General features: G+C 34.0%; 22 protein-coding genes. 10 read left to right on the top strand and 12 right to left on the bottom strand.

The window, feature by feature from the left end; genetic code table 11:
- Positions 1–66 precede the first annotated feature (66 nt).
- The 8 genes from NU08_RS08230 to NU08_RS08195 all read right to left on the bottom strand — a co-directional run bounded on the left by NU08_RS08230 (position 67) and on the right by NU08_RS08195 (position 9097).
- Positions 67–1809, bottom strand: coding sequence for a BatD family protein (locus tag NU08_RS08230; protein WP_129746658.1), 1743 nt, complete (start codon positions 1807–1809; stop codon positions 67–69).
- Between the two features lie 109 nt (positions 1810–1918).
- Positions 1919–2689 carry a tetratricopeptide repeat protein gene (locus NU08_RS08225; RefSeq protein WP_129746657.1) on the bottom strand — a complete coding sequence of 257 codons (771 nt, stop codon included), beginning with the start codon at positions 2687–2689 and terminating at the stop codon, positions 1919–1921.
- A 129-nt stretch (positions 2690–2818) separates the two neighbouring features.
- Positions 2819–3853, bottom strand: coding sequence for a vWA domain-containing protein (locus tag NU08_RS08220; RefSeq protein ID WP_129746656.1), 1035 nt, complete (start codon positions 3851–3853; stop codon positions 2819–2821).
- Between the two features lie 140 nt (positions 3854–3993).
- Positions 3994–4995: a vWA domain-containing protein gene (locus NU08_RS08215; RefSeq protein WP_129746655.1), complete on the bottom strand. Its 1002-nt coding sequence runs from the start codon at positions 4993–4995 to the stop codon at positions 3994–3996.
- Complete coding sequence (locus NU08_RS08210; protein ID WP_129746654.1) at positions 4995–6632, bottom strand: hypothetical protein; 1638 nt, start codon at positions 6630–6632, stop codon at positions 4995–4997. Before NU08_RS08210 ends, NU08_RS08215 begins: the two co-directional genes overlap by 1 nt.
- 88 nt (positions 6633–6720) lie before the next feature.
- Complete coding sequence (locus NU08_RS08205; protein ID WP_095953888.1) at positions 6721–7077, bottom strand: four helix bundle protein; 357 nt, start codon at positions 7075–7077, stop codon at positions 6721–6723.
- Positions 7078–7151: 74 nt separating this feature from the next.
- On the bottom strand, positions 7152–8015 hold the full coding sequence (locus NU08_RS08200; RefSeq protein ID WP_129746653.1) for a DUF58 domain-containing protein: 864 nt from the start codon (positions 8013–8015) through the stop codon (positions 7152–7154).
- 77 nt (positions 8016–8092) lie between these two features.
- Positions 8093–9097: an AAA family ATPase gene (locus NU08_RS08195; protein ID WP_008465328.1), complete on the bottom strand. Its 1005-nt coding sequence runs from the start codon at positions 9095–9097 to the stop codon at positions 8093–8095.
- A 212-nt stretch (positions 9098–9309) separates the two neighbouring features.
- On the opposite strand from NU08_RS08195, the gene NU08_RS08190 reads away from it, so the two are divergent.
- Together NU08_RS08190 and NU08_RS08185 are read left to right on the top strand one after the other, a co-directional pair.
- Positions 9310–10185: an aldo/keto reductase family oxidoreductase gene (locus NU08_RS08190; RefSeq protein ID WP_129746652.1), complete on the top strand. Its 876-nt coding sequence runs from the start codon at positions 9310–9312 to the stop codon at positions 10183–10185.
- 17 nt (positions 10186–10202) lie between these two features.
- Positions 10203–10709, top strand: coding sequence for a GNAT family N-acetyltransferase (locus NU08_RS08185; RefSeq protein WP_129746651.1), 507 nt, complete (start codon positions 10203–10205; stop codon positions 10707–10709).
- Positions 10710–10814: 105 nt separating this feature from the next.
- On the opposite strand, the gene NU08_RS08180 is transcribed toward NU08_RS08185, so the two are convergent.
- Positions 10815–11624: a DUF4382 domain-containing protein gene (locus NU08_RS08180; RefSeq protein ID WP_129746650.1), complete on the bottom strand. Its 810-nt coding sequence runs from the start codon at positions 11622–11624 to the stop codon at positions 10815–10817.
- A gap of 184 nt (positions 11625–11808) precedes the next feature.
- Between NU08_RS08180 and NU08_RS08175 the strand changes: the two genes are divergently transcribed.
- Positions 11809–12564 (top strand): SDR family NAD(P)-dependent oxidoreductase, encoded by a 756-nt coding sequence (locus NU08_RS08175; RefSeq protein WP_129746649.1) that lies wholly within the window; start codon positions 11809–11811, stop codon positions 12562–12564.
- 109 nt (positions 12565–12673) lie between these two features.
- The gene (locus tag NU08_RS08170) at positions 12674–13819 is read left to right on the top strand and encodes an ATP-binding protein (protein WP_129746648.1); all 1146 of its coding nucleotides are present in this window, start codon (positions 12674–12676) and stop codon (positions 13817–13819) included.
- 114 nt (positions 13820–13933) lie between these two features.
- Here NU08_RS08170 and NU08_RS08165 read toward each other — a convergent pair whose 3' ends face one another.
- A complete protein-coding gene (locus NU08_RS08165) occupies positions 13934–14677 on the bottom strand; it encodes a DUF3298 and DUF4163 domain-containing protein (protein WP_129746647.1) in 744 nt (247 codons plus the stop codon).
- Positions 14678–14781: 104 nt separating this feature from the next.
- Here NU08_RS08165 and NU08_RS08160 point away from each other — a divergent pair, with 104 nt between their 5' ends.
- The gene (locus tag NU08_RS08160; protein WP_129746646.1) at positions 14782–15924 is read left to right on the top strand and encodes a cystathionine gamma-synthase; all 1143 of its coding nucleotides are present in this window, start codon (positions 14782–14784) and stop codon (positions 15922–15924) included.
- A 91-nt stretch (positions 15925–16015) separates the two neighbouring features.
- Here the strand turns inward: NU08_RS08160 and NU08_RS08155 are convergent, their stop codons facing one another.
- Positions 16016–16807 (bottom strand): THC0290_0291 family protein, encoded by a 792-nt coding sequence (locus NU08_RS08155; RefSeq protein WP_129746645.1) that lies wholly within the window; start codon positions 16805–16807, stop codon positions 16016–16018.
- A gap of 327 nt (positions 16808–17134) precedes the next feature.
- On the opposite strand from NU08_RS08155, the gene gdhA reads away from it, so the two are divergent.
- The 5 genes from gdhA to NU08_RS08130 all read left to right on the top strand — a co-directional run bounded on the left by gdhA (position 17135) and on the right by NU08_RS08130 (position 25593).
- A complete protein-coding gene (gdhA, locus tag NU08_RS08150; RefSeq protein WP_129746644.1) occupies positions 17135–18478 on the top strand; it encodes an NADP-specific glutamate dehydrogenase in 1344 nt (447 codons plus the stop codon).
- 127 nt (positions 18479–18605) lie between these two features.
- Positions 18606–20888: a T9SS type A sorting domain-containing protein gene (locus tag NU08_RS08145; protein WP_129746742.1), complete on the top strand. Its 2283-nt coding sequence runs from the start codon at positions 18606–18608 to the stop codon at positions 20886–20888.
- Between the two features lie 72 nt (positions 20889–20960).
- Positions 20961–21674 carry a DNA repair protein RecO gene (recO, locus tag NU08_RS08140; RefSeq protein ID WP_129746643.1) on the top strand — a complete coding sequence of 238 codons (714 nt, stop codon included), beginning with the start codon at positions 20961–20963 and terminating at the stop codon, positions 21672–21674.
- A gap of 130 nt (positions 21675–21804) precedes the next feature.
- Positions 21805–25206 carry an isoleucine--tRNA ligase gene (ileS, locus tag NU08_RS08135; protein WP_129746642.1) on the top strand — a complete coding sequence of 1134 codons (3402 nt, stop codon included), beginning with the start codon at positions 21805–21807 and terminating at the stop codon, positions 25204–25206.
- Between the two features lie 6 nt (positions 25207–25212).
- Entirely contained in the window at positions 25213–25593 is a 381-nt protein-coding gene (locus NU08_RS08130; RefSeq protein ID WP_008465297.1) for a TraR/DksA family transcriptional regulator, read from the top strand.
- 256 nt (positions 25594–25849) lie between these two features.
- Here NU08_RS08130 and NU08_RS08125 read toward each other — a convergent pair whose 3' ends face one another.
- Entirely contained in the window at positions 25850–26230 is a 381-nt protein-coding gene (locus NU08_RS08125) for a hypothetical protein (protein ID WP_129746641.1), read from the bottom strand.
- Between the last annotated feature and the right edge of the window lie 23 nt (positions 26231–26253).

Genomic DNA, 26253 nt, shown 5'->3' with positions numbered 1-26253 from the left:
AACTTTGCGAACTTAAATTCGACTCAATCTAAATCAATTTTCTTAGCGAACTTTGCGGTAAAAAAATTAAACAATCTGTTTTTCTAATTCAGAAATAATCATAACAGCCTTATCATAATCCTGCTGAATTGAAGCGCTCGATGCTGGTGCATAACGTGCAAATTCGCAGTTTTCAGTCAAAGCAATAAAATTCTGAACCGTTTCTGCATTTGCATTTCTAGACAACAGCAATTCTCTAATATTGTCTTTACTCATTTCTGAAGTTTCAATATGCAGTTTTGCTTTCAAGAAATTGTGCATTGCTTTTTCAAGTGCAATATAGAAAGGCTCTTTGTTGTTAAGATGTTTCTTCGCTTGCGATAAATATTTCTTCGCCAGTTTATTGTTCATTCTAATTCTATTTCCAGTAACATCACTATCCATAGCTTCTTTTTTCTTTCTAGCTAAAATGATAATCGGAATAATGATGAATGGAGCAAACAATAATCCTAAATACAGATTTGAATCATAAAAATCCTTTTTCTCAATAGGAATCAATGCTGTTTTAGATTTAATATTTTTGAATTGATCTGCTTTGGCCACAACATTTTTAGCTGCTCCAGTATTTGCTTCAGCAGGTGTTGGTCCGTCTAACACATCAATCATAATTTCTTTTGAAGTGATGGTTTTATAAGATCCAGTACTCAAATCAAAATACGAAAACTGCATTGGTTTGATAGCGTATTTTCCTCTGTACTGTGGTACAATCGTGTATTTGTCTGTAATTCTGCCAGACATTCCATTCAAAGAGGTAGTTACTTGCTCATCGTGAACTGGATCGTACATCTCTAATGCGTTTGGAACAACTGGTTTTGGAAGCGTAAATAACTTCATGTTTCCAGTTCCCTGAGCACTTACGATCAAGTCAAGACCCTCACCATTTTTAAGCGTTGTTTTTGATGGAGTAACGGTAAAATTGAATCGTCCGACAGCGCCAGTAAAACTTTCGGGTTTTCCAGTTTCAGGAAGTGGTTTTACGTTAATTGTTTTTGCCCCAGCAGAAACGACTTTATTACCTTCTGTTGTAATCATTTGACCAAACATGTCACGACGATTAGAAGCCATTTCTACTTCAATATCTAAAGAAAGAGGATCAATTGTCAATCTTCCAGACTTTTGCGGATATAAAACGGTTTTCATCAAGATTACAGAATAACATCTCTGACCTTTATAACTTCCTTCTTCAATCTGTAATTGCTTAATGGCTATATTCTGATTCCAGAAATCATTGTATTTAGGTTTTGCCAATTCTTTAAAACGGTTTACTCCGATATTATTAAAATATAATTTGTAAACAACTGTAATTGGTTCGTTTAAGTACGGATTTGTTTTTGAGATTTCGGCAACAAGTTCCAATAATTCATCAGGAGATCCTGGAGGTCTGTCATTTGGATCTCTTTCTTGAGCAACTGCATTGGTTACTGTAACCTTTATAGGATTGGTTTTGTAAACCTGACCATTAAATTCAATCGCAGCCTGTTTTATTGTTATAGCGCCTTTTCTCTCAGGCTGTAAGATATAAGAATATATTTTTTGAAAAGAACTGCGACCATTAATCCAAGACTGGCTAATCTGCTGGCTTGGTCCGGCAACCATTTTAAATCCATCAAAAGAAGGCTGTTCGAAATTATCTCCGTCAACATTCATGATGAAATCAATGCGAAGTCTTTCGTTTAGTCCAAGTGTATTCTTGCTGACTCTGGCTTCAAATTGCACCTGAGCCATCAGTCCTTGAAAAGTGATTAGAAATAGAATTAAATATCTTTTCATTCTTTGTTTTAGTCGTTGTTTATTTAGCTGTTAAACTGTTTAACCGTTTAATCGTTTAACTGTATATTCGATTAAACAAATAAACAATTAAACGATTAAACTCAAAATCCTACCAGTCTTTTTCTGTTTTCTTAGGATTTGCTTTTACTTTCTGAGCATTTACTTTGTCCTGAATTTTCTTTTCTTCATTATTTACCGCATCTAATAAATTCTGAACACGCTCTTTTGATATTCCGCCAGGCTGTGGTTTTGGCTGTCCTTGGTTATCAGATTTATCATCTTGCTTAGGATCATTTTTACCGTCTTTTTTGTCTTTGTCCTGATCGCCTTTGTCGTCTTTCTTATCTTTATCCTTGTCTTTGTCTTTATTGTTGTCTTTGTTCTTGTCTTTATTTTTATCCTTATCCTTGTCTTTGTCCTTGTTTTTATCTTTGTTCTGATCGTTTTTCGGAGGATTTTCTTTTAGTTTTTGTTTGGCGTAAGCATAGTTGTAACGCGTTTCTTCGTCGGTTGGATCGTTACGAAGTGCTTGTTTGTAAGCTTCAACTGCCTGTGTGTAATCTTTCTCTTTCATGAAAGTATTTCCAAGATTATGATAAGCCTTGTGTTTTTCAGGTCTTGTTTTGGCATTTTTTATCGCTTTCGCGTAAGCAAATTTAGCTTCCGAAATCTGATTTTGTCTATAAATGGTATTACCTAAATTATAGGCCGCTGCTGATTTTTTAGGAAATTTTGATTCCGAAATTCTATAGTTTGCCTCAGCATCAGTAAATTTATTCTGTTTATATTCTTCATTCCCAACAGGCAATGATTTGTCTTTTTCTTGTGCAGAAACTGCAAAAGAAACGGTTAGTAAAATATAAAGAAGTAAATTTTTCATTCTAGTTTTATTTTTTTTCGCCACGAATTTCGCTAATTGGCACTAATTTATTTTGTTATTTTCTTTTTGAATTTCACCAAAAAAGCAATTGTTTTTCGTGTAAATTCGAGCAATTAGTGGCTAACTTTTTTATTTCTTTTCATTAAATAAATCCAACTCTTTGATCCAGTTTGTTTTTCTTTCTAATAAGAAAATGTCTAGGAAAAGCAATAAAAACGCAAATCCGATAAACCATTGAAACTGCGATTGAAATTCGGCCATTTGTGTAGCTTCAAATTCTGTTTTCTGAATATTGTTTAAAGCATTTTTGACATATTCTAAAACCTCTTTTGTGCTTCCGCCGTAAACATAACCACCTTTTGTTGCTTTTGCAATTGTTTTTAAACCTTCTTGGTTTAATTTGGTGATTACGGTTTCTCCGTTTTGATCTTTCTGATAACCTCTTACAACACCATTTTCTTTTAACGGAATTGTTCCTCCTCTTTCTGTTCCAACACCAATTGTGATAATTTTCATTCCCAATTTATTGGCCTCTTCTGCCGCAGCAGCTGCACCTTCAGAATGATCTTCTCCATCAGAAATCAGAATTAATAATTTGCTGGTTTTGCTTTTTTCATCAAAATAAGTCGAAGACAATTTAATCGCTTCATCCAAAGATGTTCCTTGAGACGAAACCATTCCTGGACTCATGCTTTGCAGAAACATTTTGGCAACGCTGTAATCTGATGTGATTGGTAAAACAGGAAAAGCACTTCCTGCATAAGCTACGATTCCGATTCTATCACTTCCTAAATTGTTGATGATCTGTGAAACTAACTGTTTGCTTTTATCCAAACGGCTAGGAACAACGTCTTCTGCCAGCATACTTTTAGAAACGTCGACAGCGAAAACAATATCAATACCTTCTCGTTTTACGGTTTCCATTTTGGTTCCGATTTTCGGATTTACTAAACCGATAATCAAACACGTAAGTGCCAGAAGAATCACTACGATTTTTAAAACAGGTTTGAAAACCGACTTCTCAGGACTCAGCCTTTTTACCATTTCCAAATCACCAAATTCGCGTTGCGTTCTTCTTTTCCAATACATATTGAAAAGAAAAATACACACCACAATCGGGATTAGTAATAAGAGATATAAATATTTTTTTTCGTCTAATTCCATAAATATTTTTAAAATTCCAATCTCAAATAATTCTGAGATAAATTCCAAATTCCAAACTTGTTTTAAACTCCAATTTTAAAAATTCCAAATTCCAATTTGTTATTTTGAATTTTATTGTTGGAATTTTTTGATTTGAAAAATCAAATAAAGCTTCTATAAACTGTATTTCTTAATCCAACTTCGAGCAATAATAAAAAGCCAGCAAATAAAACAAAAAACCTGTACTTTTCATCATAATCATAGAATTTCAATTCCTGAATTTCTGTGGTTTCCAATTTATTGATTGAGTTGTATATTTCTGCTAATTTATCATTGCTAGTAGCTCTAAAATACGTTCCGTCTGTTTTACGAGCAATACTTTTCATCAATCTTTCGTCGATTTCAACTTTTTGCATTTTGAATAAGAAACCTCCGTTTGGCGCATAAGCATATGGTGATTCTGCCATTCCGTTTGTACCAAGACCAATTGTATATACTTTTATTCCGTATTGTTTCGCAATGTCGGCTGCAGTTTCTGGTTCTATAAATCCGGCATTGTTTACACCATCAGTAAGCAGAATGATAACACGGCTTTTTGCTTTACTGTCTTTAAGACGGTTAACAGCAGTTGCCAATCCCATTCCAATTCCTGTTCCGTCTTGCAAAACATTATCATATTTAATGCCTTTTATGGCTTCAAGAATAATGGCTTTATCGCTTGTAACGGGCGTTTTGGTATAAGCTTCAGAAGCGTATAAAACCAAACCAATTCTGTCGTTTGGTCTTTCTCCAACGAAATCTGCAGCAACTCTTTTTAAAGCTTCCATACGGTTTGGCTTTAAATCTTTTGCCAGCATAGAACCAGAAACGTCAATTGCCATTACGATGTCAATTCCTTTTGTCGTTTTTGTCTGGTTGCTAATGTCTACTGTTCTTGGTCGAGCCAAAGCTATAATCAAAGAACATAAAGCCAAAATTCTAAAAACGTAAAGAGCAGGTTTAAACTTGGTCCAAAACGATTCGCTGTTTTGAAATCCTGCTGTCGAACTCATTTTTAAGGTAGCCGATTGCTGGTTGCGTTTCCAGAAAAACCAGATTATCGCAATCGGAATTAATAGAAACAACCAAAGAAACTCTGGATTTAAAAAACTGAAATTGCCCATTAGTTGTTTGCTCTTTGAAGTTCAACAGAATTTAAGATTCGAGTTGTAATCTCGTTCGCATAAGTATCGCCTTCTTCATGTAAAATCAAAATTTGCTGTAAACCTTGATCTTGTTTGAAAAGCAATAATTCATAATATGCTTTTGTACTCGTTTTGGTTGCCGGATTCAAAACAGTCATTGTTCCATAACCTTTTATTCCTTGAATACCTTCGTTTGTTTGAAAATCTTCTTGTTTTACAATAATATTTTGTCCGCCTTGAGCCTCAATGATTTTTAGAGTTCCTTCAAGGGTTTTGCTTAAGTCAATATCGGTTGGCTGTTTGAATTTAGACGTAGAAACCGTTACATAGAAATTGTCAATCATGCTTCCATATGCAAAAAGCTGCATTTCTTTGATAAGAGCCATAGCTTCTTTTGGAAGTACTTTTTGCGCATCCATTCTTTTTAAAACCTTTGGAGTTTCAATAATAATGGCTGGACTTCCGTAAGCACTTTTTACCCATTCGCCTTCTAATAATTCTTTAGATGGATGGCCAATTATATTGTCTTTTACATAATTGAATCCCTTGGTAACAATAAAGAAAGTTGTTGTAGCAAACAATAATAGTATGACAGCTCCAACTGCATAACCAATTCTTGCATTGCGCTGTTTTTTCAACTGTGCCTGAATTTGTTTTTGTCTTTGCGCTTCGTTTAGTAGCTGATCTTCTATATCCTCAGGAACTTCTGTCGGAATAGCATTGTCAAGCGTTAAAATTACTTTCTGAATTTTATTTCTATCCTCAGTAATTTCAAAATCAAGCGGTTTTGATTTTGCAAATTTTACCAAATCGGCCTGACGTAAAACACGTTCGAGATTTTCAACCGTTTCAGGCGTAAGCGTCATTTTCTTTTGTGTCGATGCTACTCTGATAGCCTGAATTAACTCAGAAGTTGTACTTTCCATTGCTGGAATATGAATGGCTTCTTCGATATAATTTCTAGCGATATCAGTTAATTCGCTGTAGTATTCTTTAATTTCACCTTTTTGAACCAGTTCTTTTTGCTCTAAGTTGTTTAATAAACTAGTTGCTTTTTCAATTGGTGTTTTATAAACTTCTTCTTCGATTTTTTTCAGCTGGCGTTTTTTAACATACCAATAAACAAAAGCTCCGATTCCGATAATAGCTAAAACAATTAAAACGTAAATCCACCAATTTCCCATTCCTTCATCAGCCGAAGCAATATCTTTGATGTCATACATTTTCTGCTGTAAAGTGTCCACTTTTACGTTGGCAACTTCAACTTTAATAGAGTCACTATAAAAAGGCTTTTTGTCTATTAAAATCTTAATGCTAGGAATTGTATAACGTCCAGAATCAAACTGTGTTAAACCATATTTTTTTATGAGTTCGTAATTAGTAGCGTCTTTCTTAACCGTATCGATTGGATAAGACTGAATTACTTCTAACGGACCAATATTTTTAAGTTTTGGGAATTCAACTTTTGCTGTTGAAGATACAACTGTTTTCAGGGTCAGTTTGAACTCTGCACCAATCTTATTTTTGGTGGTGTCAATACTAGTTTCTACTTGTTTCTGCTGTGCAAAAATCATAGTAGAAAAAAGCAATAAAAATATATAAAGTTTAAATTTCATTTGATTAACGATTGAAGATTAACGATTTTTGATTTTTGATTTTTCCAAGGATTTCTCAATAGTTTTCTAAAATTGTAATCTTTAATTTTTATGAATTATTTTTTGATGTTTTAATGCTGGATACAAAAATGGAAATTAATTGATTTGCTTCTATTTTTACCTGCATTAAACTTTCTCTGTCTGTTGATAAATTTGCTTTTTCTATTATTTTCAAACAAACAAATGTTTCTCTTAATTCTTTCAGACAAATTCCCATTTTATGAATAAAATCTTTTTTACTCTCTGCACTTTGCGCTTCACCGTAATTTAGCGCTGGCGATGTTCCCGATCGAATTATTTGTCCAGATAAATGATTTCCTGCATAATTTTTTTCAAACTTACTTGCTATAATTATAATTGTTGCTGCAAAATCAATCAATCTATTTTCTAATTCTTGTTTAGTCATTTCTTAAATACTTCCTTTAATCTCAAATCACACACATCATAAATCAAAAATCGTTAATCAAAAATCAAAAATCTTTACCTCGATTTGAAATAGCCTAATAGTTTAGTAACGTAATTTTCGTCTACTCTGGTATTTACAATTCCAGCTCCAGATTTACGAAAAGTATCTTTAAAGTAATTTAGTTTCTCCTGATAATGCTTCTCGTAATTCATGCGAACCACTTTGGAACTTGTATCAACCAATTGAATTTTTCCGGTTTCGGCATCCAACATATTTACCATTCCTAAATTTGGAATTTTTTCTTCGCGAATATCATACACGCGAACACCAGTAATGTCATGTTTTTTTGAAGCGATTTTTAATGTATGTTCGTAAGAATCAGACATAAAATCGGAAATCATAAAAATGATGGCTTTCTTCTTTTGAGTTCCAGATAAGAATTTTAAAGCTTGAGCGATGTCTGTTTTGTGACTTTTTGGTTCAAATTCGATCAATTCACGAATGATACGCAGTACGTGCGAACGTCCTTTCTTTGGTGGAATATATAATTCTACGGTGTCAGAAAATAAGATTAAACCAATTTTATCATTGTTTTGTGTAGCCGAAAAAGCCATCGTTGCCGCAATTTCGGTTACGATGTCTTTCTTGAATTGATTTTTAGAACCAAAAGATTCCGAACCCGAAATGTCGACCATTAAAACCATAGTCAATTCGCGTTCTTCTTCAAATACCTTAACATGAGCTTCGTTGTAGCGTGCGGTTACATTCCAATCGATGTTACGAATATCATCTCCGTATTGGTATTGACGCACCTCGCTAAACGTCATTCCTCGTCCTTTAAATGAAGAGTGGTATTCTCCCGAAAAGATATGATTACTCAGCCTTTTCGTTTTGATTTCTATTTTCCGTACTTTTTTTAAAAGCTCTTTTGTATCCATTTTTGATTTGGTTTATGGTTTATGGTTGTTGGTTGATGGCGAATACCATCAACAAAAAACTATCAACCATCAACTTTTTAAGGTACTTCAATCTCGTTAACGATTTTGTTGATAATGTCTACAGAAGTAATGTTTTCTGCTTCCGCTTCGTACGTAATTCCAACTCTGTGACGTAACACATCGTGAACAACGGCACGAACGTCTTCTGGAATTACATAACCACGACGTTTGATGAAAGCATAACATTTAGCGGCATTAGCCAAGTTGATACTTCCACGAGGAGAAGCCCCAAAACTGATAAGCGGTTTTAAATCGGCTAATTTGTATTTTTCTGGATAACGAGTAGCAAAAATGATATCCAAGATATATTTCTCAATTTTTTCGTCCATATAAACTTCACGAACCGCTTCTTGCGCACGTAAAATCTGGTCAACAGAAACCACTGGGTTTACTTTTTCGAAAGATCCTTTTAAGTTTTGACGAATTACAAAACGTTCTTCATCAATTTTTGGGTAATCAATAACGGTTTTCAACATAAAACGGTCAACTTGTGCTTCAGGAAGTGCATAAGTACCTTCTTGCTCAACAGGGTTTTGCGTTGCTAATACCAAGAACGGACGATCTAATTTGAAAGTTGAATCACCAATAGTAACTTGTTTCTCCTGCATCGCCTCCAAAAGTGCTGATTGAACTTTTGCAGGAGCACGGTTAATCTCATCGGCAAGTACGAAATTGGCGAAAATCGGTCCTTTTTTAATTGAGAACTCGTTTGCTTTAATGTTGTAAATCATGGTTCCGATAACATCGGCAGGCAATAAATCTGGCGTAAACTGGATACGGCTGAAAGATCCTTGAACCGCTTGAGAAAGCGTGTTGATGGCTAAAGTTTTTGCCAGACCAGGAACTCCTTCCAATAAAATATGCCCTTGTCCAAGTAATCCGATCAATAGACGCTCGACCATATGTTTCTGACCCACAATAACTTTGTTCATTTCCATTGTAAGAAGGTCTATAAAAGCACTTTCTCTTTCAATTTTTTCATTTATCGCTCTAATGTCTAAAGTCGTTGTATTTTCTTCCATATAAATATTTTTAAAACCTTGATTTTTACGCCTAATTTTTGAGAGTGCAAATTGAATATTTTTTGAGAAGTAAGATGTTAAAGAATGGTTAAAACTTCGACCAATGACCTAATTTTAAGGACTAATTGTGAATCTATTTTTATATTTTTAAGAACTTTGATGATTATGTTTTATAAAAGCATAATTATTACCAAAAATAACGCATAATTATTATGAGCAAAACAGTCTTATCGCCTATAATTTCGGGCACTATGAATTGGGGAGTTTGGGATAAAAACCTTACAACCAAAGAAATGGAAAACATGATACAAGTGAGTATCGAAAACAAAATTACGACTTTTGATCACGCGGATATTTACGGTTCGTATACGACCGAAGCCGATTTTGGAAAAGCCTTTCACGCAAGTAAGATCAACCGTGAAAAATTACAATTAATTACCAAGTGCGGCATTCAGATGATTGCTGAAAAACGCCCTGAAAACAAAATCAAACATTACGATTATTCTAAAGACTATATTATTAAGTCTGTGGAAACTTCTTTGAAGAATTTAAAAACAGATTATGTAGATGTTTTTTTACTTCACAGACCAAGTCCGTTAATGCAGGCTGACGAAATTGCAGAAGCAGTTGAAAAGTTAAAAGGAGAAGGGAAAATTATCGATTTTGGACTTTCTAACTTTACAAGTTCTCAAACAGAATTAATTCGCCAGAAAACAGAAGTGAGCTACAATCAAGTGCAATTTTCGGCAACGCATTACGAAGCAATGACAGACGGAAGCTTAGATTATATGCAGGCGCATGGAATTCGTCCGTTGTCTTGGAATCCGCTTGGAACTGTTTTTAGAGAAGATACCAAAAAAACACGTCGTCTGAAAAAACTGTTTTCTGAGTTGGTAGAAAAATATCATTTAGGTTCTGATACTTTATTATTGGCTTGGATTTTAAAACATCCAGCAAAAATAATTCCGATTGCTGGAACAGTAAACATTGCCAGAATTCAGTCTTTGATGAAAGCTGTAGAATTGGAAATGGATAACCAAGACTGGTTTGCGATCTGGACAGAAAGTATGGGCGACGATGTGCCTTAATTTACGATTCTGAAAAAATGATACACCTAGAAAAATTTGAGAAAAAAGATTATTCTGAATTGATTAATTCTGTCAAAAACGCAAAAGATTTAATGCAATTTGGCGGGCCAGAATTCACTTTTCCCTTAACGGAAAGTCAAATAGGCAAAACACTTTCTGATGAAAACAGGATTGCTTTTAGAGTTGCAAATACTTCTAATGGCAATACGATTGGACATTGCGAAATTTATTTTTACGATGGTGTTGCAAAGTTAGGTCGAATCTTGATTATGGATCAAAACCAGAGAGGAAAAGGAATTGGTGAAAAAATGGTGATCTTAATGTTGCAATATATTTTTGAAAACAGGAAAGAAAGAAACATTGAATTGAATGTTTTCGACTTCAATATCGGAGCTCAAAAGTGTTATGAAAAAGTTGGATTTACTATTAATCCCGATAAAAAATACTTGAGAGAAGTCGATGGAGAAACTTGGACAGCGCTTAATATGGTGTTGAATTTAGAAGAATGGAAAAATAAGCATTGAAAAAATGCCACAGATTAAAGTCATTTTTATTTTTAAATGAATAACCATAAAAAAAACAGCTATTCTGCTTTTTAGAATAGCTGTTTTTTATGTTTTAGGTTTTTTTTATTTTAAAACTAGAGTATTCACGTTTGTGATTTGCCCGTTTACCACCACGACATTTGGAACAACTAAAGCAGGTAATTGTGAACTTGCATCAGGAGTAATGGTTACAGAATAAGTTCCTGCTGGAATACCATTTAATTGAAACGCTCCTGATTCATCTGTATATGCTGAAATAGCTGTGTCTCCCACTTGAACAGATACTAAAGATTGGAAAGAGAAAGGCGTTACTAATCCTTTAATTATTCCTGATGTTGCAGTTGTAGATACTCTGATTACAGGATGTAAATTGAAGTTGCCAGAACCGCCAGCTTCTACAACAACAGAATGTTCTACATCAAAATCTAATAAAAAGTCATAAGTTGCACCAGCTGTCAATGTTTGGTTAACTTTTAATTTTAAACCTGATTGTTGCGCACTAGGTGTTTTTAAAGGATAAGTTACTCCGTCTTTAACAACAGTGTTTTTGTCTCCAAGAATTAATCGAATTTGGCCTAAAAATCCAGAAGGCACTTCATTATCTGCTAAAAGCACATTTACACCGCCAGTTAAATCTAGTAAATTATATACTCCAGGTTTTATGTTTCCTATACTAACCCAGCCATCTTCGCCAGTTTCAGAATTACTTTTAATTTTAACGTCTAAAACTTCAACGTTTACTTGGTCATAATCACCCGGTGCATCTGTCATTCGTACACTTACTTTTGAAGTTTGTGTGCCATCATTACCATCATTACTGCTACAACTTGCTAGAAATAGGGTAGATAATGAAGTCAAGAGAAAAATTTTAAATTTGAGGGTTGTACTTTTCATAAATTTGTTTTTTAAAAAATTAGTAAATTAATAACGAAAAACAGAATCTATTTAGTGTTTTTATAACGTAATTTTGTGTTGAATTAATCAAATCTTAAGACATTAGGATTTTATTTAATCGTAAAAAATGGATCCTAAAATTGATACATTACTTTATTATGTGTCAAAAAACAAATAATTTAAAATGAAAAAAACAGTTTTAATTACTGGTGCTACAAGCGGAATTGGAAAAGCAACTGCTCAGATTTTAGCAAGAAATAATTATAAAGTTGTGCTTTGCGGAAGACGTAAAGACCGTTTAGAAGAACTTCAGAAAGAACTTTCTGCTTTTACAGAAGTGCATTCTTTAGCATTTGACGTTCGAAATAAAGAAGAAGCTTTAGAAAAAATAGGCTCTTTGCCAAACGATTTTTCGGCTATCGACGTTTTAATTAATAATGCAGGAAATGCACATGGTTTAGATCCGATTCAAAATGGAGATTTAGACGATTGGGATGCGATGATTGATATTAATGTAAAAGGACTTTTGTACGTATCAAAAGCAATCATTCCGCAAATGGTAGAAAGACAATCTGGGCACATTATTAATATTGGTTCGACAGCAGCTAAAGAAGTGTATCCGAACGGAAATGTATATTGCGGTTCTAAACACGCCGTTGATGCCATTACAGCAGGAATGCGAATCGATTTGAATCCGTTTGGTATTAGAGTTGGAGGCATTCATCCAGGAATGGTGGCGACAGAATTTAGTGAAGTTCGTTTTAAAGGAGACGTTGAAAGAGCAGCAAATGTTTACAAAGGATTTGATCCGCTTCAGGCAGAAGATATTGCCGATATTATTCATTTTGTAGTTTCAAGACCGTATCATGTTAATATTGCTGATTTGGTTGTCATGAGTACGGCTCAGGCGTCTTCGACGATTGTGAAGAAAAATATTTAAAAATTAGATAGTTAGACTTCTTAGAAGTTAGATCTTTAGTTTAATTTAGAAAACTGAAAATCAATCTAAGAAGTCTAAAAATCTAAGTCAGTCTAATAATCTAGAAAGAATGATTAATAAGCGCCTTTTAATTAAAAATCTCCTCGCTCATAATGACGAAAGCAGTTTTTATGATAAGAAAAGGCAATTGAATCTTCATTCCAGAGAAGGAAAAGGAAAGTTCTTGAAGCATATTTGCGCGCTATCAAATTCCAATCCGAACAATAATTCTTATATAGTAGTTGGAGTAGAAGATCAAGATAACGAAATTGTTGGCGATGATTTCTTTGATGACAGCCGAATTCAAAATCTGGTGAATGCTTTTTTAGAAAATCCTCCAAAAATTCAATACGAAAACGTCCCTTTTCCAAACCTTCCAAAAGACAAAGTAGTTGGTCTTGTCACCATAAAGCCTAAAAGTAAAATCTCGTACTTTAAAAAAGGAATCCATACCATTTTAGCGAATAGCGTTTTCATAAGACGTGGCAGTAATTCGATTCCGCTCGAAGAACACGAGGAAATCGAAAAAAGCAATCAGAATACAGAAACTGTAATCGGGATTGAAAATAGCTCTCGAAACAGCATTCAATATACTTTAGATGGGGTTATCGATTTTATGAATTTCAGGCATAAAGATATGTCGCCAAAATATCATGTTTTTAAAGAGTTGTTTGTAATCTGCTGGGCTGGAGTTCCAAAAAAACTTCGTGAAAAAACGTATTTGTCGCGTGTAGATATCGAATTGATAAACGAACAGATTAAGCTTTTTTATTCTGCGCAAGACGTTGTCACGATAGATTATAATGACGATACTTTTACAATCACAGAATATGTTCCTTTGGGGTTGAATGACAAAACGAGTTATTATCCGCTTGAAGAACAAACGATTCATTTTTTTGACAATGGTTATTATAAAATCGATCGTCAAATGCTTTTTCAGCCACCAGAATTCAACAGAAAAATGTTACATCACATTTATAATTCTAATATAGCTCTGCTAAGAAAACTTGAAAAAGAGATGTCATTATCTGAGCGTGAAATGAAAGACCTAGAGAATCTGCCTTCTACTTTTATGATTTGTCATTTGAATGGTTTTGAAGATGCCAGACAAAAATTGATTGACGCTAAACTACTTTTAAAGCCGTATAAAAATATTTATTCTTCTTTTAAAGAAGCTTTGAGGGTTTTGCGTAAAATGAAATATGATGTTCAGTAGAAAAGGTTCTAAGTTGCTGAGATACTAAGATTCTGAGATTTACTGTAGAGATGCACTGCAGTGCGTCTCTACGATATACAGGAACCAAATTAAATGGCTTGATTTATTTTTTTTTTATTGAAAATTCAAATATTTTTTTACTTCTTCATAGGGAAATATAAGCTCTTTTGGACCATCTGCGTAAGATGCGGCTTCGTATGAATTGTAATATAAAAGTAAACCTGCAGAGGTATAAAAAATGTTTTGAGGCAGTTGAAATTTATCATTTTCGAACATCAAGCCAGTAGCATTAATATTCGCTTTTTCAGGAATTTTATATTTTGCTCTAAAAGTTTTTTCGGCGAAAGCTTTAAACTCATTTTCGTTTTTAAATAATTGTTTGTTGAAAATTGTCTTACCAGTTTTTTTATCAAATAACAATGATCGATAGCCTTGATATCCGTGAGCGCCTCCAGTAAAAGTATAGTGATCAATTTTAAGGTTTAAAACTTGGTCAGATTCAAATTCGACATTTCCAATAATTTTTGCTTCCCAACCAAAAGTGTCATTTGGGAATTTTTGATGCATTTCTTCATATGAAGCAATAAAAGATTTAGCCAACGATTTATAATCATCAACTTTTACTGAATCTTCTTCGAAAAATACAATCTCTTTTATAACAGCAAAGACTTTTTTATTGATGCTGTCTGATGTTACTTTAATATTTTTAGCAATAGGAACTTCTATCGTGATTTTTGGGCAGTCATTTGCGCACGGTACAGTAGATTTCTCTTCAAATGTTTCATTTTCAAATGAAAGCTCTTTTTTGCAACTTGTAAAAATCAAACACAAAAAGATTATAAATATGGAATTTTTCATATCAAAAAGTGTTAATTATCTACAAAGGTAAGAAGTTGTGTCACGATAAAATAAATTAAGCGGTAAATTTGTAAAAGAATTACAGAATTAAAATTTATAACTATATGAAATTCAATACAAAAGTAATACATGGTGGTCAGCATCATGATCCAAGTACAGGTGCGGTTATGCCTCCGGTATATCAAACTTCAACATTTGTGCAATCAAGCCCGGGGAAACCTTTGGCAGATTACGAATATAGCCGAGCTTCAAATCCTACTCGTACAGCTCTGGAAGAAGCGTTGGCAAGTATTGAAAACGGAACTCGCGGATTGGCTTTTTCTTCTGGCCTTGCAGCTACAGATTGCGTTTTAAGATCTTTTAAAGCTGGAGACGAAATCATTGCGATGGATGATTTATACGGAGGAACATACAGAATGTTCTCTCGTGTTTATAAAGATTCGGGTATTAAATTTCATTTTGTCGATATGACAAATATTGATAAACTGAAAAGTTTAATCAACGAAAATACGAAGTTAATCTGGGTAGAAACACCAACCAATCCGTTGATGAAATTGGCAGACATTCAAGAAATAGCAAAAATTACTCAGGAGAAAAAAATTCTTCTTGCCGTAGATAATACTTTCGCAACGCCATATTTGCAAAAACCTCTAGATTTAGGAGCTGATATTGTAATGCACTCAGCAACAAAATATTTAGGAGGACATTCTGATGTTATTGCTGGAGCTTTAATTGTAAAAGACGCAGCCCTTGGAGATCAATTGCATTTTCAGCAATTTGCAACAGGAGCAACTCTTGGACCAATGGATAGCTTTTTGGTTTTAAGAGGAATTAAAACATTAGCATTAAGAGTTCAGAGACATTGTGAAAATGGAGAAAAAGTGGTTGAATATTTAAGCAATCACCCAAAGATTAAAACGGTTTATTATCCAGGTTTAGAAAATCACCCATTTCATGAAATTGCGAAGAAACAAATGAAAGCTTTTGGCGGAATGGTTTCATTCGATTTTAAATCGGGTAAAAAAGAAGATTCTATTGCATTTTTAGAGAAACTAAAAGTGTTTACTTTAGCAGAGTCTTTAGGTGGAGTAGAATCATTGGCTAATCATCCAGCATTAATGACACACGCATCGATTCCTGCAGATAAAAGAGCAGAAGTTGGTATTACTGACGATTTGGTTCGATTAAGCGTTGGTATTGAAGATGCAGAAGATTTAATTGCGGATTTGGAACAAGCCCTTTCTTAAAAAAAGAATTTGCAATAAAACTAAAATCCCAAATTCCACTTTTTAATAGTTCTGGAATTTGGGATTTGTATATTTTGGATTTAAAATTTTTTTAAAATTGTAAATAGTAGATGTATCCGAAGTTAAACCAAACTTGCCAGTCGTTAGATTTATTTTCTTTGTAGATATCTTTGTTTGGATTTAATCCGTCGATCCAGTCTGAGCTGTACATATGAAAACGAGTTTCAAACATCAAATCACTCATTTCAGTCAGTTTATAATGAACTCCAATTGCTGCTGTTGCTGCTAATGCTACACCGGTTTCGGTAGAGAATCCATGTGCACGTCCGTCAGATGGAGTTAAATATTTTCCTGGAGTATTAGCAGGAAATGTAATGTCTCCTAAATGTGATCCAACTTTTGCTGAATAATAGCTTACTTGAACCCCAAAAGCTCCATACGGACTGAAGCTACCAATTGTGTTTTCGAAATCGTGAATTTTCATAAAAGGAGAAAATTCTAGCTGTGTGCCCAAGCTTACAATGCTTGAGCTGGCATGCATGTTTCTCAACTGTGTTGCAAATAATCCGTTAGACTTATAATCAACCCATTTGCCATGATGTTTTAAATTGGTTCGGCTGTAAGACAGATCAGATCTTACTTTAAAATGTTCTGTGAAATAATTTTCTCTATTGTTATTGGCAGAGAAGTTAATAAAGTGCATGACTCCAATGCCAAAACCTGTGTTTCCGACATTATTATCAAAGTTGTTTCTTTCTCCAAAATCGGACTGTAAAGTTACTGGTCCTGCATAGATTCCGATCTCTTGGGCTAATCCTTGCGCTGATACGGCAGTTGAGATGCCGAACAAGGCAAATAATGTGATAAATAGGTGTTTAGACATTTTTAGGGGCTTACAAATCGTGGCAAATATATAAAAAACCTAATCGATTCAAAATATTAAATCGATGTATTGAAAAATAAGTAACAAAATACTTAATTTACTAACTTTTAAAAGGTGATTTGCATGTAAACACCTACATGAAAAATGTGTTTTTTTTGGAATGTTTGAAAAAACCACAAATCGATTCAAAAAAGTGAAAAATGTAACATTGAATCATTATTTGCTATATCTTTGTCAGTTAAAACGAAAACGTTTTCTTAAACATGATTTCTTATTTTTATAAGAGTAAAAATTAAATCTAAATTATCTGAAAAATTTATTTCAAAGATGGAACAAAAAATAAATGAATTTATGGCTCTTATTGAGTCAAAAAATCCAAACGAGCCAGAATTTCTTCAAGCAGTTAGAGAGTTTGCAGAAACTGTAATTCCGTTTATATCTGAGCGTAAAAAATATGATGGAAAGAATATTCTTTTAAGAATCGCTGAACCGGAAAGATCAATAATATTTAGAGTTCCGTGGGTAGACGATAAGGGAGAAATTATTGTAAATAGAGGTTTTAGAATTCAGATGAACTCTGCAATTGGACCTTACAAAGGAGGGATTAGATTTCACCATACAGTAAATTTATCAGTTTTAAAATTCCTTGCTTTCGAACAAGTTTTCAAAAACAGTTTGACAACTCTTCCAATGGGCGGAGGTAAAGGAGGATCTGATTTTGATCCAGAAGGAAAATCTGATGGAGAAATTATGCGTTTCTGCCAGTCATTCATGACAGAATTATGCCGTCATATTGGACCAGATCTTGACGTTCCGGCTGGAGATATTGGCGTTGGAGCAAGAGAAATTGGTTATTTGTTCGGACAGTACAAAAGAATTAGAAATGAATTTACTGGAGTTTTAACTGGAAAAGGTTTAGCTTATGGAGGTTCATTAATCAGACCAGAAGCTACAGGATATGGAGTAGTTTATTTTACAGATCAAATGCTTCGTACTATCGGACATGAGATTAAAGGTAAAAGAGTAGCTATTTCAGGATTCGGAAACGTAGCTTGGGGAGTAGCTTTAAAAGTAAATGAATTAGGAGGTAAAGTAGTTACTATTTCTGGACCTGACGGATACATTTACGATGAAGAAGGTATTTCTGGAGAAAAAATCGATCATATGCTTGAAATGAGAGCTACTGGAGATAATAGAGCAGAAAGATATTTAGAGAAATATCCAAATGCTGTTTTCCATAAAGGAAAAAGCCCTTGGGAAGTAAAAGTAGATATCGCAATTCCATGTGCTACTCAAAACGAATTAAACGGTGATGATGCTAAGAAATTAATAGATAATGGCGTTTTATGTGTGACTGAAGCTGCAAACATGCCTTCTACATTAGATGCTATTAAACTTTTCTTAGACAATAAAGTGTTATTCGCTCCTGGAAAAGCTGCAAACGCTGGTGGTGTGGCTGCTTCTGGATTAGAAATGACTCAAAACTCAATTCGTCTAAACTGGACAAGTGAAGAAGTAGACTTGAGATTGAAAGAAATCATGATCGGAATTCATAACCAATGTAAAAAATACGGTGCTGAAGAAGACGGATATGTGAACTACGTAAAAGGAGCAAACATTGCCGGATTTGTGAAAGTTGCCGATGCGATGCTTGCACAAGGTGTCGTTTAAGATTTACTTACTACTATAAGAAATACCCTCGATTGTCTGGATAAGATATCGAGGGTATTTTATTTGTGTTAAAAATTAAATAAAATCTTGATTGTAGTATATTTGTCCTAATCGAATATATTAAATGATGAAAAAAGTATTTTTCTGCAGTTTGTTTTTACTTCTCATCCAGTTTTGCGGAGCGCAGGGCAAATTGTCTTGGCAGGGATATTTTTCATTTAATGAAATAAAAGATATTTCTGAGTCGGCTACAAGTGTTTTTGCGGCTTCAGAAAATGCGTTGTTTTCAAAAAATACAGCAACAAATATTCTTAAGACCACAACTACCGTCGATGGACTATCAGGTCAGACCATTTCTGCGGTTTATTATAGCGAGGCATTCAAAAAAACGATAATCGGCTACGAAAATGGTTTGATGATTTTGATTAATGATATTGACGGAAGTATTCTCAAAGTAGTTGATATCATTAACAAACAACTGCCCGCAAATGCAAAAAAGATCAATCACTTTATGGAAGATAATGGATTGGTTTATATTTCTTGTGATTTTGGAATTGTGCAATTCAATTTGAAAACTTCGCAATTTGGCGATACTTATTTTATTGGTGACAACGGAGCTGAAATAAGCATAAAACAAACCGCGTTATATAACGGATTTATTTTTGCTGCAACATCAAGTGGGATTAGAAAAGCAGATAAGACAAATGCTAATCTTATAGATTACAATCAGTGGTCGATTGTAAATGGAGGAAATTGGTCTAGCGTAGAGACTCTGGATACTGAGCTTATCGCAATAAATGATTCAGGATATATTCATAGATTCAACTCAAATACTTTTGTTGGATTTTTGCAATTGCCTCAAGCAGCAGTCGATACTAGAGCCAAAAATCATAGTTTATTTATTACAACTGCCAATACGGTTTATGTGTACAATAATCAAATGGTTTTGAATCGTCAAATTACAAATTCTCAGGTTTTAGACAATACTTTGAATTTTAGCTGTGCAACCGCTGTTGGAAATCAGATTTTTATTGGAACAAAAGAAAAAGGTCTATTTGCTTCTTCTCTTAATAATGTAGCCGCTTTTGAGAATAATACGCCAGCTGGACCAATTCGAAATAATATTTTTGCTATAGATGCAGGTTCTAGTGTTTTGTGGACAGTTTACGGCGACTATGATGTTTCGTATAATCCTTATCCTTTAGATAATTACGGAATTAGCAGGTATAATGCTTCTGGTTGGCTGAACATTCCGTATTCTGAAGTCTATGACGCAAAATCAATCACAAGAGTTCTTGTTAATCCAAATAATGAAAAACAAGTTTATGCGAGTTCATTCTTTTCTGGTTTGGTAAAAGTTGAAAATGATGTGCCTAATTTTTTATACAATGAAAAAAATAGCGGTTTAGAATCTATAACTACAGAAGGGCCAAATTATATTGATGTTCGTATAAATGCAACGGCATTTGATAAATCTGCAAATCTTTGGGTAACAAACAGCCGAATTAAAAATGGACTGAAGGTTTTAAAAACAAATGGACAATGGGGAAGTTATGCCATGACTTCGATTATAGACAATGCCGAAGAAGAAAACTATTCGAGTATAGCCATAGATCGAAATAATGTAAAGTGGATTGGAACTCTAAAAAGTGGAGTTGTTGGGTTTAATGAAAGCACTAATACGTTCAAAAAAATGACTTTTGGTGTTGATGCTGGAAATTTACCAATAGCCGATGTTCGAGCTTTAGCATTAGACACTAAAAATCAGCTTTGGATTGGAACAACAAAAGGGCTGAGAGTTTTGTCAAATGTCTCAAGTTTTCAGTCGGAAAGTCAATTAAAAGCAAATCCTATTATTATTAACGAAGACGATTTGGCACAGGAATTATTATACGAACAGTTTATTACTTCAATAGCAGTTGATGGAGCAAACCATAAATGGATAGGAACAGCTGATTCTGGAGTTTTTATGGTTTCTCCAAATGGTCAGGAAACCAAATATCATTTTACTATAAATAATTCTCCGCTGCCGAGCAATTATGTAAATGATATCAAGATAAATGGTAAAACGGGAGAAGTTTTTATTGCAACCAATAAAGGGCTGATTTCGTTTAACGGAATAGCAACAGAGGCAAACGACGATTTGAGTAATGTATATGTTTATCCGAATCCAGTACGCCCGACTTATACAGGAACTGTAAAAGTTGCTGGATTGATCGATAAAGCCAATGTGAAAATCACAGATATCGAAGGAAATTTAGTTTACGAAGTAACATCTTCTGGTGGAACAATCGAATGGGATACAACCGCTTTTGGCAAATATAAAGTGGCTTCTGGAGTTTACATGGTTTTTATTTCTGCGGAAGATGGCGGTGAAACTAAAGTCAAAAAAGTAATGATTATTCGTTAGTCTGAAAGTCAAAAGTATCAAAAGCAAATAGCCAAGAAGTCTAATAATCTAGTATCTAAGAAGTCTAAAAAAGTGCTCGTCAAAACAAAAGCCATAGTAATCTCTTCTATAAAATTTCAGGAAAAAAGCTTGATTGTAAAATGCTTTACACTTTCTAGCGGACTGAAATCTTATTTTGTGCGCGATGCATTTTCCAGCCGTAAAGCAAGTCAAAAGATTGCTTATTTTCAGCCTTTTTCGATTTTAGAAATTGAAGCCGTTCATAAAAATAAAGGAACACTTGAAAATTTTAAAGAAATAAAAACAGCCGTTCCGTTTCAGACTATCCATACTGATATTGTTAAAAGTACAATGGTGATGTTTTTGTCTGAAATGCTTCATTATTCCATTCAGGAAGAAGAAAAAAACGAGCAGCTTTTCCTTTTTTTGGAAACCGCTCTGACTTGGCTGGACCATCATGAAGAAATTTCAAATTTTCATTTGATTTTGCTTTTAGAAATTACCAAATATTTAGGTTTTTATCCAGATATTTCAGAAATTAATTTGCCTCATTTTGAAATGAATGAAGGTGTTTTTGCACTTTTTCAAGGAGCGAGTGTTTTATCAGAACACGAAACCAATTTGTTTAAAAAACTATTGGAATTAAAATTTGATAACGATCAAAAAGTTTTTCATGTTTTAGAAAGGCAAATCCTCTTGAAAATTCTAATTGACTACTATAGTCTGCACTTAGAAGGATTCAAAAAACCTAAATCTTTAGAGGTTTTAAAGGAAGTTTTCTCTTAAATCACTAAAAAGGATATTATTTATTGCGGAATCTACTCGAAATTTCCTGAAATCGGTCTTTTTTGTCTTATCTTTTATCTATTTTCCTCAAAATTCCTTACTTTCGCACCTCGTTTAAGAAAAGGATAAAATGAGTACAAAATTTACTGAATACAAAGGACTTGACTTACCAACTGTAGCGTCTGAAGTTCTTGATTTTTGGAAGAAAGAAAATATATTTGAAAAGAGTGTGACAACTCGCGAAGGTGCCGAACCTTTCGTATTTTTTGAAGGCCCGCCTTCAGCAAACGGATTACCTGGAATTCACCACGTAATGGCACGTGCGATTAAAGATATTTTTTGCAGATATAAAACTCAGAAAGGTTTTCAGGTAAAAAGAAAAGCCGGATGGGATACTCACGGTTTGCCTGTAGAATTAGGTACCGAAAAAGAATTAGGAATTACAAAAGAAGATATTGGTAAAACAATTTCGATCGAAGAATATAACGAAGCGTGTAAAAAAACCGTTATGCGTTATACTGACGTATGGAATGATTTGACCGAAAAAATGGGGTATTGGGTTGATATGGAAGATCCATATGTGACTTATAAACCAAAATATATGGAATCTGTTTGGTGGCTTTTGAAACAAATCTATGATAAAGGTTTGTTGTACAAAGGATACACAATTCAGCCTTACTCTCCAAAAGCAGGAACAGGATTGTCTTCTCACGAAGTTAATCAGCCTGGCGCTTATCGTGATGTTACCGATACTACAATCGTAGCGCAATTCAAAACTTTGCCAGAAACGCTTCCGAGCTTTTTGCAAGGTTTTGGAGATATTCACATTTTAGCTTGGACGACAACTCCTTGGACGCTTCCGTCAAATACCGCTTTGACAGTTGGTCCAAAAATCGATTATGTTTTAGTAAAAACTTTCAATCAATATACTTTTGAGCCAATCAATGTGATTTTGGCTAAAAACTTAGTTGGAAAACAATTCGGAAAAGGATATTTTGTAAGTGAAGATGACGCTGATTTTGACAATGTGAAAAATGGCGACAAAAAACTTCCATACAAAATCTTAACTGAAGCAAAAGGAGCAGATTTAGTAGAAATCCGTTACGAACAATTATTGCCTTACGTATTGCCGTACCAAAATGCTGAAAATGCGTTTAGAGTAATTTCTGGAGATTTCGTTACAACAGAAGACGGGACAGGAATCGTGCATACAGCGCCGACTTTTGGTGCAGATGATGCTAAAGTAGCAAAAGAAGCAAAACCAGAAGTTCCGCCAATGTTAGTTTTAGACGAAAACGGAACTGCAGTGCCTTTGGTTGACTTACAAGGAAAATTCACTTCTCATGTAGGTGATTTAGCTGGTAAATATGTTAAAAACGAATATTACGATGCAGGACAAGTTCCAGAGAAATCTGTAGATGTTGAAATCGCTATTCGTCTGAAAGAAGAAAACAAAGCTTTTAAAGTTGAAAAATACGTGCACAGTTATCCACACAGCTGGAGAACAGATGAGCCGTTATTATACTATCCTCTAGATTCATGGTTCATCAAAGTAACCGATGTAAAAGATAGAATGTTCGACCTGAACGAAACTATCAATTGGAAACCTAAATCTACTGGTGAAGGACGTTTTGGAAATTGGCTTAAAAATGCTAATGATTGGAACTTATCTCGTTCTAGATATTGGGGTATTCCGTTGCCAATTTGGAGAACAGAAGATAAAACGGAAGAAGTTATTATCGGTTCTGTTGAAGAATTGTACAATGCAATCGAAAAATCAATCGAAGCAGGTTTCCAAAAAGAAAATCCGTTTAAAGGATTTGAAATCGGAAATATGTCTGAATCAAATTACGATTTAATCGATTTGCATAAAAATGTTGTTGATGCTATCACTTTGGTTTCGGCTTCTGGAAAACCAATGAAGCGCGAAAGTGATCTAATTGACGTTTGGTTCGATTCTGGAGCAATGCCTTATGCACAATGGCACTATCCTTTTGAAAACAAAGACAAAATTGACGGAAATAAAGATTTTCCAGCGAATTTCATTGCCGAAGGAGTAGACCAGACACGTGGATGGTTTTATACCTTGCACGCTATCGGAACTTTAGTTTTTGATAAAATTGCATATAAAAACGTAGTTTCAAATGGTCTTGTTTTGGATAAAAACGGAATTAAAATGTCTAAGAGTAAAGGAAATACGATAGACCCATTTAAAACCATTGCAGAAAACGGCCCAGATGCTACGCGCTGGTATATGATTATGAATGCAAATCCGTGGGATAACTTGAAGTTTGACCTTGAAGGAATTGCTGAGGTGAAACGTAAATTCTTCGGAACGCTTTACAATACCTATTCATTCTTCTCGTTATATGCTAACATCGACGGATTTAAATATGCTGAAGCTGAAATTCCGTTAAACGAAAGACCAGAAATCGATCAGTGGATTATTTCTGAATTACATTCGTTAATCAAATTTGTTGATGAATGCTACGAAGATTATGAGCCAACAAAAGCAACTAGAGCAATTTCTGACTTCGTTCAGGAAAACTTAAGTAACTGGTACGTTCGTTTATGCCGTCGTCGTTTCTGGAAAGGGGAATATGCAAAAGATAAAATTGCAGCTTACCAAACGCTTTATACTTGTTTATTGACTATAAGCAAATTGAGCGCTCCAGTAGCTCCATTTTTTATGGATAAATTGTACAGAGATTTAACGTCATCTACGGGAACCGAGGATTTTGCTAGTGTTCACTTGGCTGAATTCCCAAAATTTGTCGAAAACTTTGTTAATAAAACGTTGGAAAGCAAAATGCAGAAGGCGCAAACCATCTCTTCTTTAGTTTTATCACTACGTAAAAAAGAGATGATTAAAGTTCGTCAACCTCTGCAAAAGGTAATGATTCCGGTACTTGACGACAATCAGCGTGCTGAAATTGAAGCGATTTCTGACCTTGTAAAAGCTGAGGTAAATGTTAAAGAAATCGAACTTTTAGACGATGCTTCGGGTATTTTGGTAAAACAGATCAAGCCTAATTTTAAGGCTCTTGGACCACGTTTTGGAAAAGACATGGGCTTGATTTCTAAGGAGATACAAGGTTTTTCTGCAGAACAAATCAATCAGCTGGACAAGCAAGGAACGCTAGATATTGTTATTGCAGGAAATAGTGTAACTTTATCATTAGAAGATGTAGAAATTACATCACAAGATATCGAAGGATGGTTAGTTGCAAATTCAAACGGAATAACAGTTGCGCTTGACATTACACTTACCGAAGAATTGAAAAATGAAGGTATCGCCAGAGAATTAGTAAATAGAATACAAAACATCCGTAAAGATTCAGGATTTGAGGTTACGGATAAGATTAAAGTTCAAATAAAGAGAGACGGTATTTTAGAAGATGCGGTTTCAAAAAATGAAGACTATATTAAGTCAGAAACATTAACAGACGAACTGGTTTTTGCTGACACGTTAGAAAACGGCACAGAAATTGAGTTTGATGACATTAGAACCATTATATTAATTTCAAAATAGTAGAAAATGATAGATGAAATTATTAGATACTCAGACGCAGATTTAGCAGAGTTCAAAGAGATAATCCAAGCAAAAATTAAAAAAGCACAAGAAGATCTTGATTTGATCAAAAGTGCTTATATGAACGATTTGAATAACGGAACTGACGATACTTCTCCAACTTTTAAAGCTTTTGAAGAAGGAAGTGAGACCATGTCAAAAGAGGCGAACTCTCAGTTGGCTATCAGACAAGAAAAATTCATTCGTGACTTAAAAAATGCTTTATTCCGTGTTGAAAATAAAACATACGGTATCTGCAAAGTAACAGGTAAATTAATTAGCAAAGAAAGGCTTAAAATCGTCCCTCATGCAACAATGAGTATCGAAGCTAAAAACTTGCAGAGATAAATTTTAAAGATATATCTTCTAAATAGAAAAACGCTCCTTTTTAAGGGGCGTTTTTTTTGTTTAATATTTGTTAACGTTCTAGTTTACTGGGGAAATGGCGTATTGAAAGAAATTATTTATAATTAATCAAAATAAATTAATTTCAAAGACGACTTTTTTTGTAAGAATAAAACGGGTAGAATTACTTAAGATTTTTTAAGAATAGGCCAAAAAAAAAACGCCTTGATTAGAGGCGGTTTTTTTTAAAGTAAAAATGTTATGCTAGATTCTTTTCAACATCAGCTTTGTGTTTTCTTAAAATAGCTCTTGTCATGCCTAAATTTGCTTTTGAGGCGTCAGCTGCAAGATAGATCATGAATTTTTTGTTAGGAGAAATGTCGATAATGTGAATCTGATTAGATAATGTAATCAAAATGTCTTCAATATCCTGGTTTAAGCCTAGGGCTTTTACTGCATTCAGTTTTGCTTTTACAACTTCAAGATTATAAGCCGCTGCAAGTTCGGGATCAAAGCTAGGGTCGATTGTTAAATTTCCAAAGCTTAATCCAGATTCAATTTCTGTTACTGCTACAGCGATAAAGCCGTTTACGTTACTTTTCATTTCGCTTAAAAATACGTTTAAAAAATCATTGCTCATAGTTCATTAGGGTTAAATTGTTA

Origin of the sequence: Flavobacterium anhuiense (assembly GCF_004151235.1) — a bacterium.
Classification (GTDB): domain Bacteria; phylum Bacteroidota; class Bacteroidia; order Flavobacteriales; family Flavobacteriaceae; genus Flavobacterium; species Flavobacterium anhuiense_A.
This window is presented reverse-complemented; position numbering and strand designations above follow the sequence as displayed.

Excerpts from the sequence above, each read along its gene's own strand:
- NU08_RS08230 (WP_129746658.1), bottom strand. The coding sequence starts at position 1,809 with ATGAAAAGATATTTAATTCTATTTCTAATCACTTTTCAAGGACTGATG.
- NU08_RS08225 (WP_129746657.1), bottom strand. The coding sequence starts at position 2,689 with ATGAAAAATTTACTTCTTTATATTTTACTAACCGTTTCTTTTGCAGTT.
- NU08_RS08220 (WP_129746656.1), bottom strand. The coding sequence starts at position 3,853 with ATGGAATTAGACGAAAAAAAATATTTATATCTCTTATTACTAATCCCG.
- NU08_RS08215 (WP_129746655.1), bottom strand. The coding sequence starts at position 4,995 with ATGGGCAATTTCAGTTTTTTAAATCCAGAGTTTCTTTGGTTGTTTCTA.
- NU08_RS08210 (WP_129746654.1), bottom strand. The coding sequence starts at position 6,632 with ATGAAATTTAAACTTTATATATTTTTATTGCTTTTTTCTACTATGATT.
- NU08_RS08205 (WP_095953888.1), bottom strand. The coding sequence starts at position 7,077 with ATGACTAAACAAGAATTAGAAAATAGATTGATTGATTTTGCAGCAACA.
- NU08_RS08200 (WP_129746653.1), bottom strand. The coding sequence starts at position 8,015 with ATGGATACAAAAGAGCTTTTAAAAAAAGTACGGAAAATAGAAATCAAA.
- NU08_RS08195 (WP_008465328.1), bottom strand. The coding sequence starts at position 9,097 with ATGGAAGAAAATACAACGACTTTAGACATTAGAGCGATAAATGAAAAA.
- NU08_RS08190 (WP_129746652.1), top strand. The coding sequence starts at position 9,310 with ATGAGCAAAACAGTCTTATCGCCTATAATTTCGGGCACTATGAATTGG.
- NU08_RS08185 (WP_129746651.1), top strand. The coding sequence starts at position 10,203 with ATGATACACCTAGAAAAATTTGAGAAAAAAGATTATTCTGAATTGATT.
- NU08_RS08180 (WP_129746650.1), bottom strand. The coding sequence starts at position 11,624 with ATGAAAAGTACAACCCTCAAATTTAAAATTTTTCTCTTGACTTCATTA.
- NU08_RS08175 (WP_129746649.1), top strand. The coding sequence starts at position 11,809 with ATGAAAAAAACAGTTTTAATTACTGGTGCTACAAGCGGAATTGGAAAA.
- NU08_RS08170 (WP_129746648.1), top strand. The coding sequence starts at position 12,674 with ATGATTAATAAGCGCCTTTTAATTAAAAATCTCCTCGCTCATAATGAC.
- NU08_RS08165 (WP_129746647.1), bottom strand. The coding sequence starts at position 14,677 with ATGAAAAATTCCATATTTATAATCTTTTTGTGTTTGATTTTTACAAGT.
- NU08_RS08160 (WP_129746646.1), top strand. The coding sequence starts at position 14,782 with ATGAAATTCAATACAAAAGTAATACATGGTGGTCAGCATCATGATCCA.
- NU08_RS08155 (WP_129746645.1), bottom strand. The coding sequence starts at position 16,807 with ATGTCTAAACACCTATTTATCACATTATTTGCCTTGTTCGGCATCTCA.
- gdhA (WP_129746644.1), top strand. The coding sequence starts at position 17,135 with ATGGAACAAAAAATAAATGAATTTATGGCTCTTATTGAGTCAAAAAAT.
- NU08_RS08145 (WP_129746742.1), top strand. The coding sequence starts at position 18,606 with ATGAAAAAAGTATTTTTCTGCAGTTTGTTTTTACTTCTCATCCAGTTT.
- ileS (WP_129746642.1), top strand. The coding sequence starts at position 21,805 with ATGAGTACAAAATTTACTGAATACAAAGGACTTGACTTACCAACTGTA.
- NU08_RS08130 (WP_008465297.1), top strand. The coding sequence starts at position 25,213 with ATGATAGATGAAATTATTAGATACTCAGACGCAGATTTAGCAGAGTTC.
- NU08_RS08125 (WP_129746641.1), bottom strand. The coding sequence starts at position 26,230 with ATGAGCAATGATTTTTTAAACGTATTTTTAAGCGAAATGAAAAGTAAC.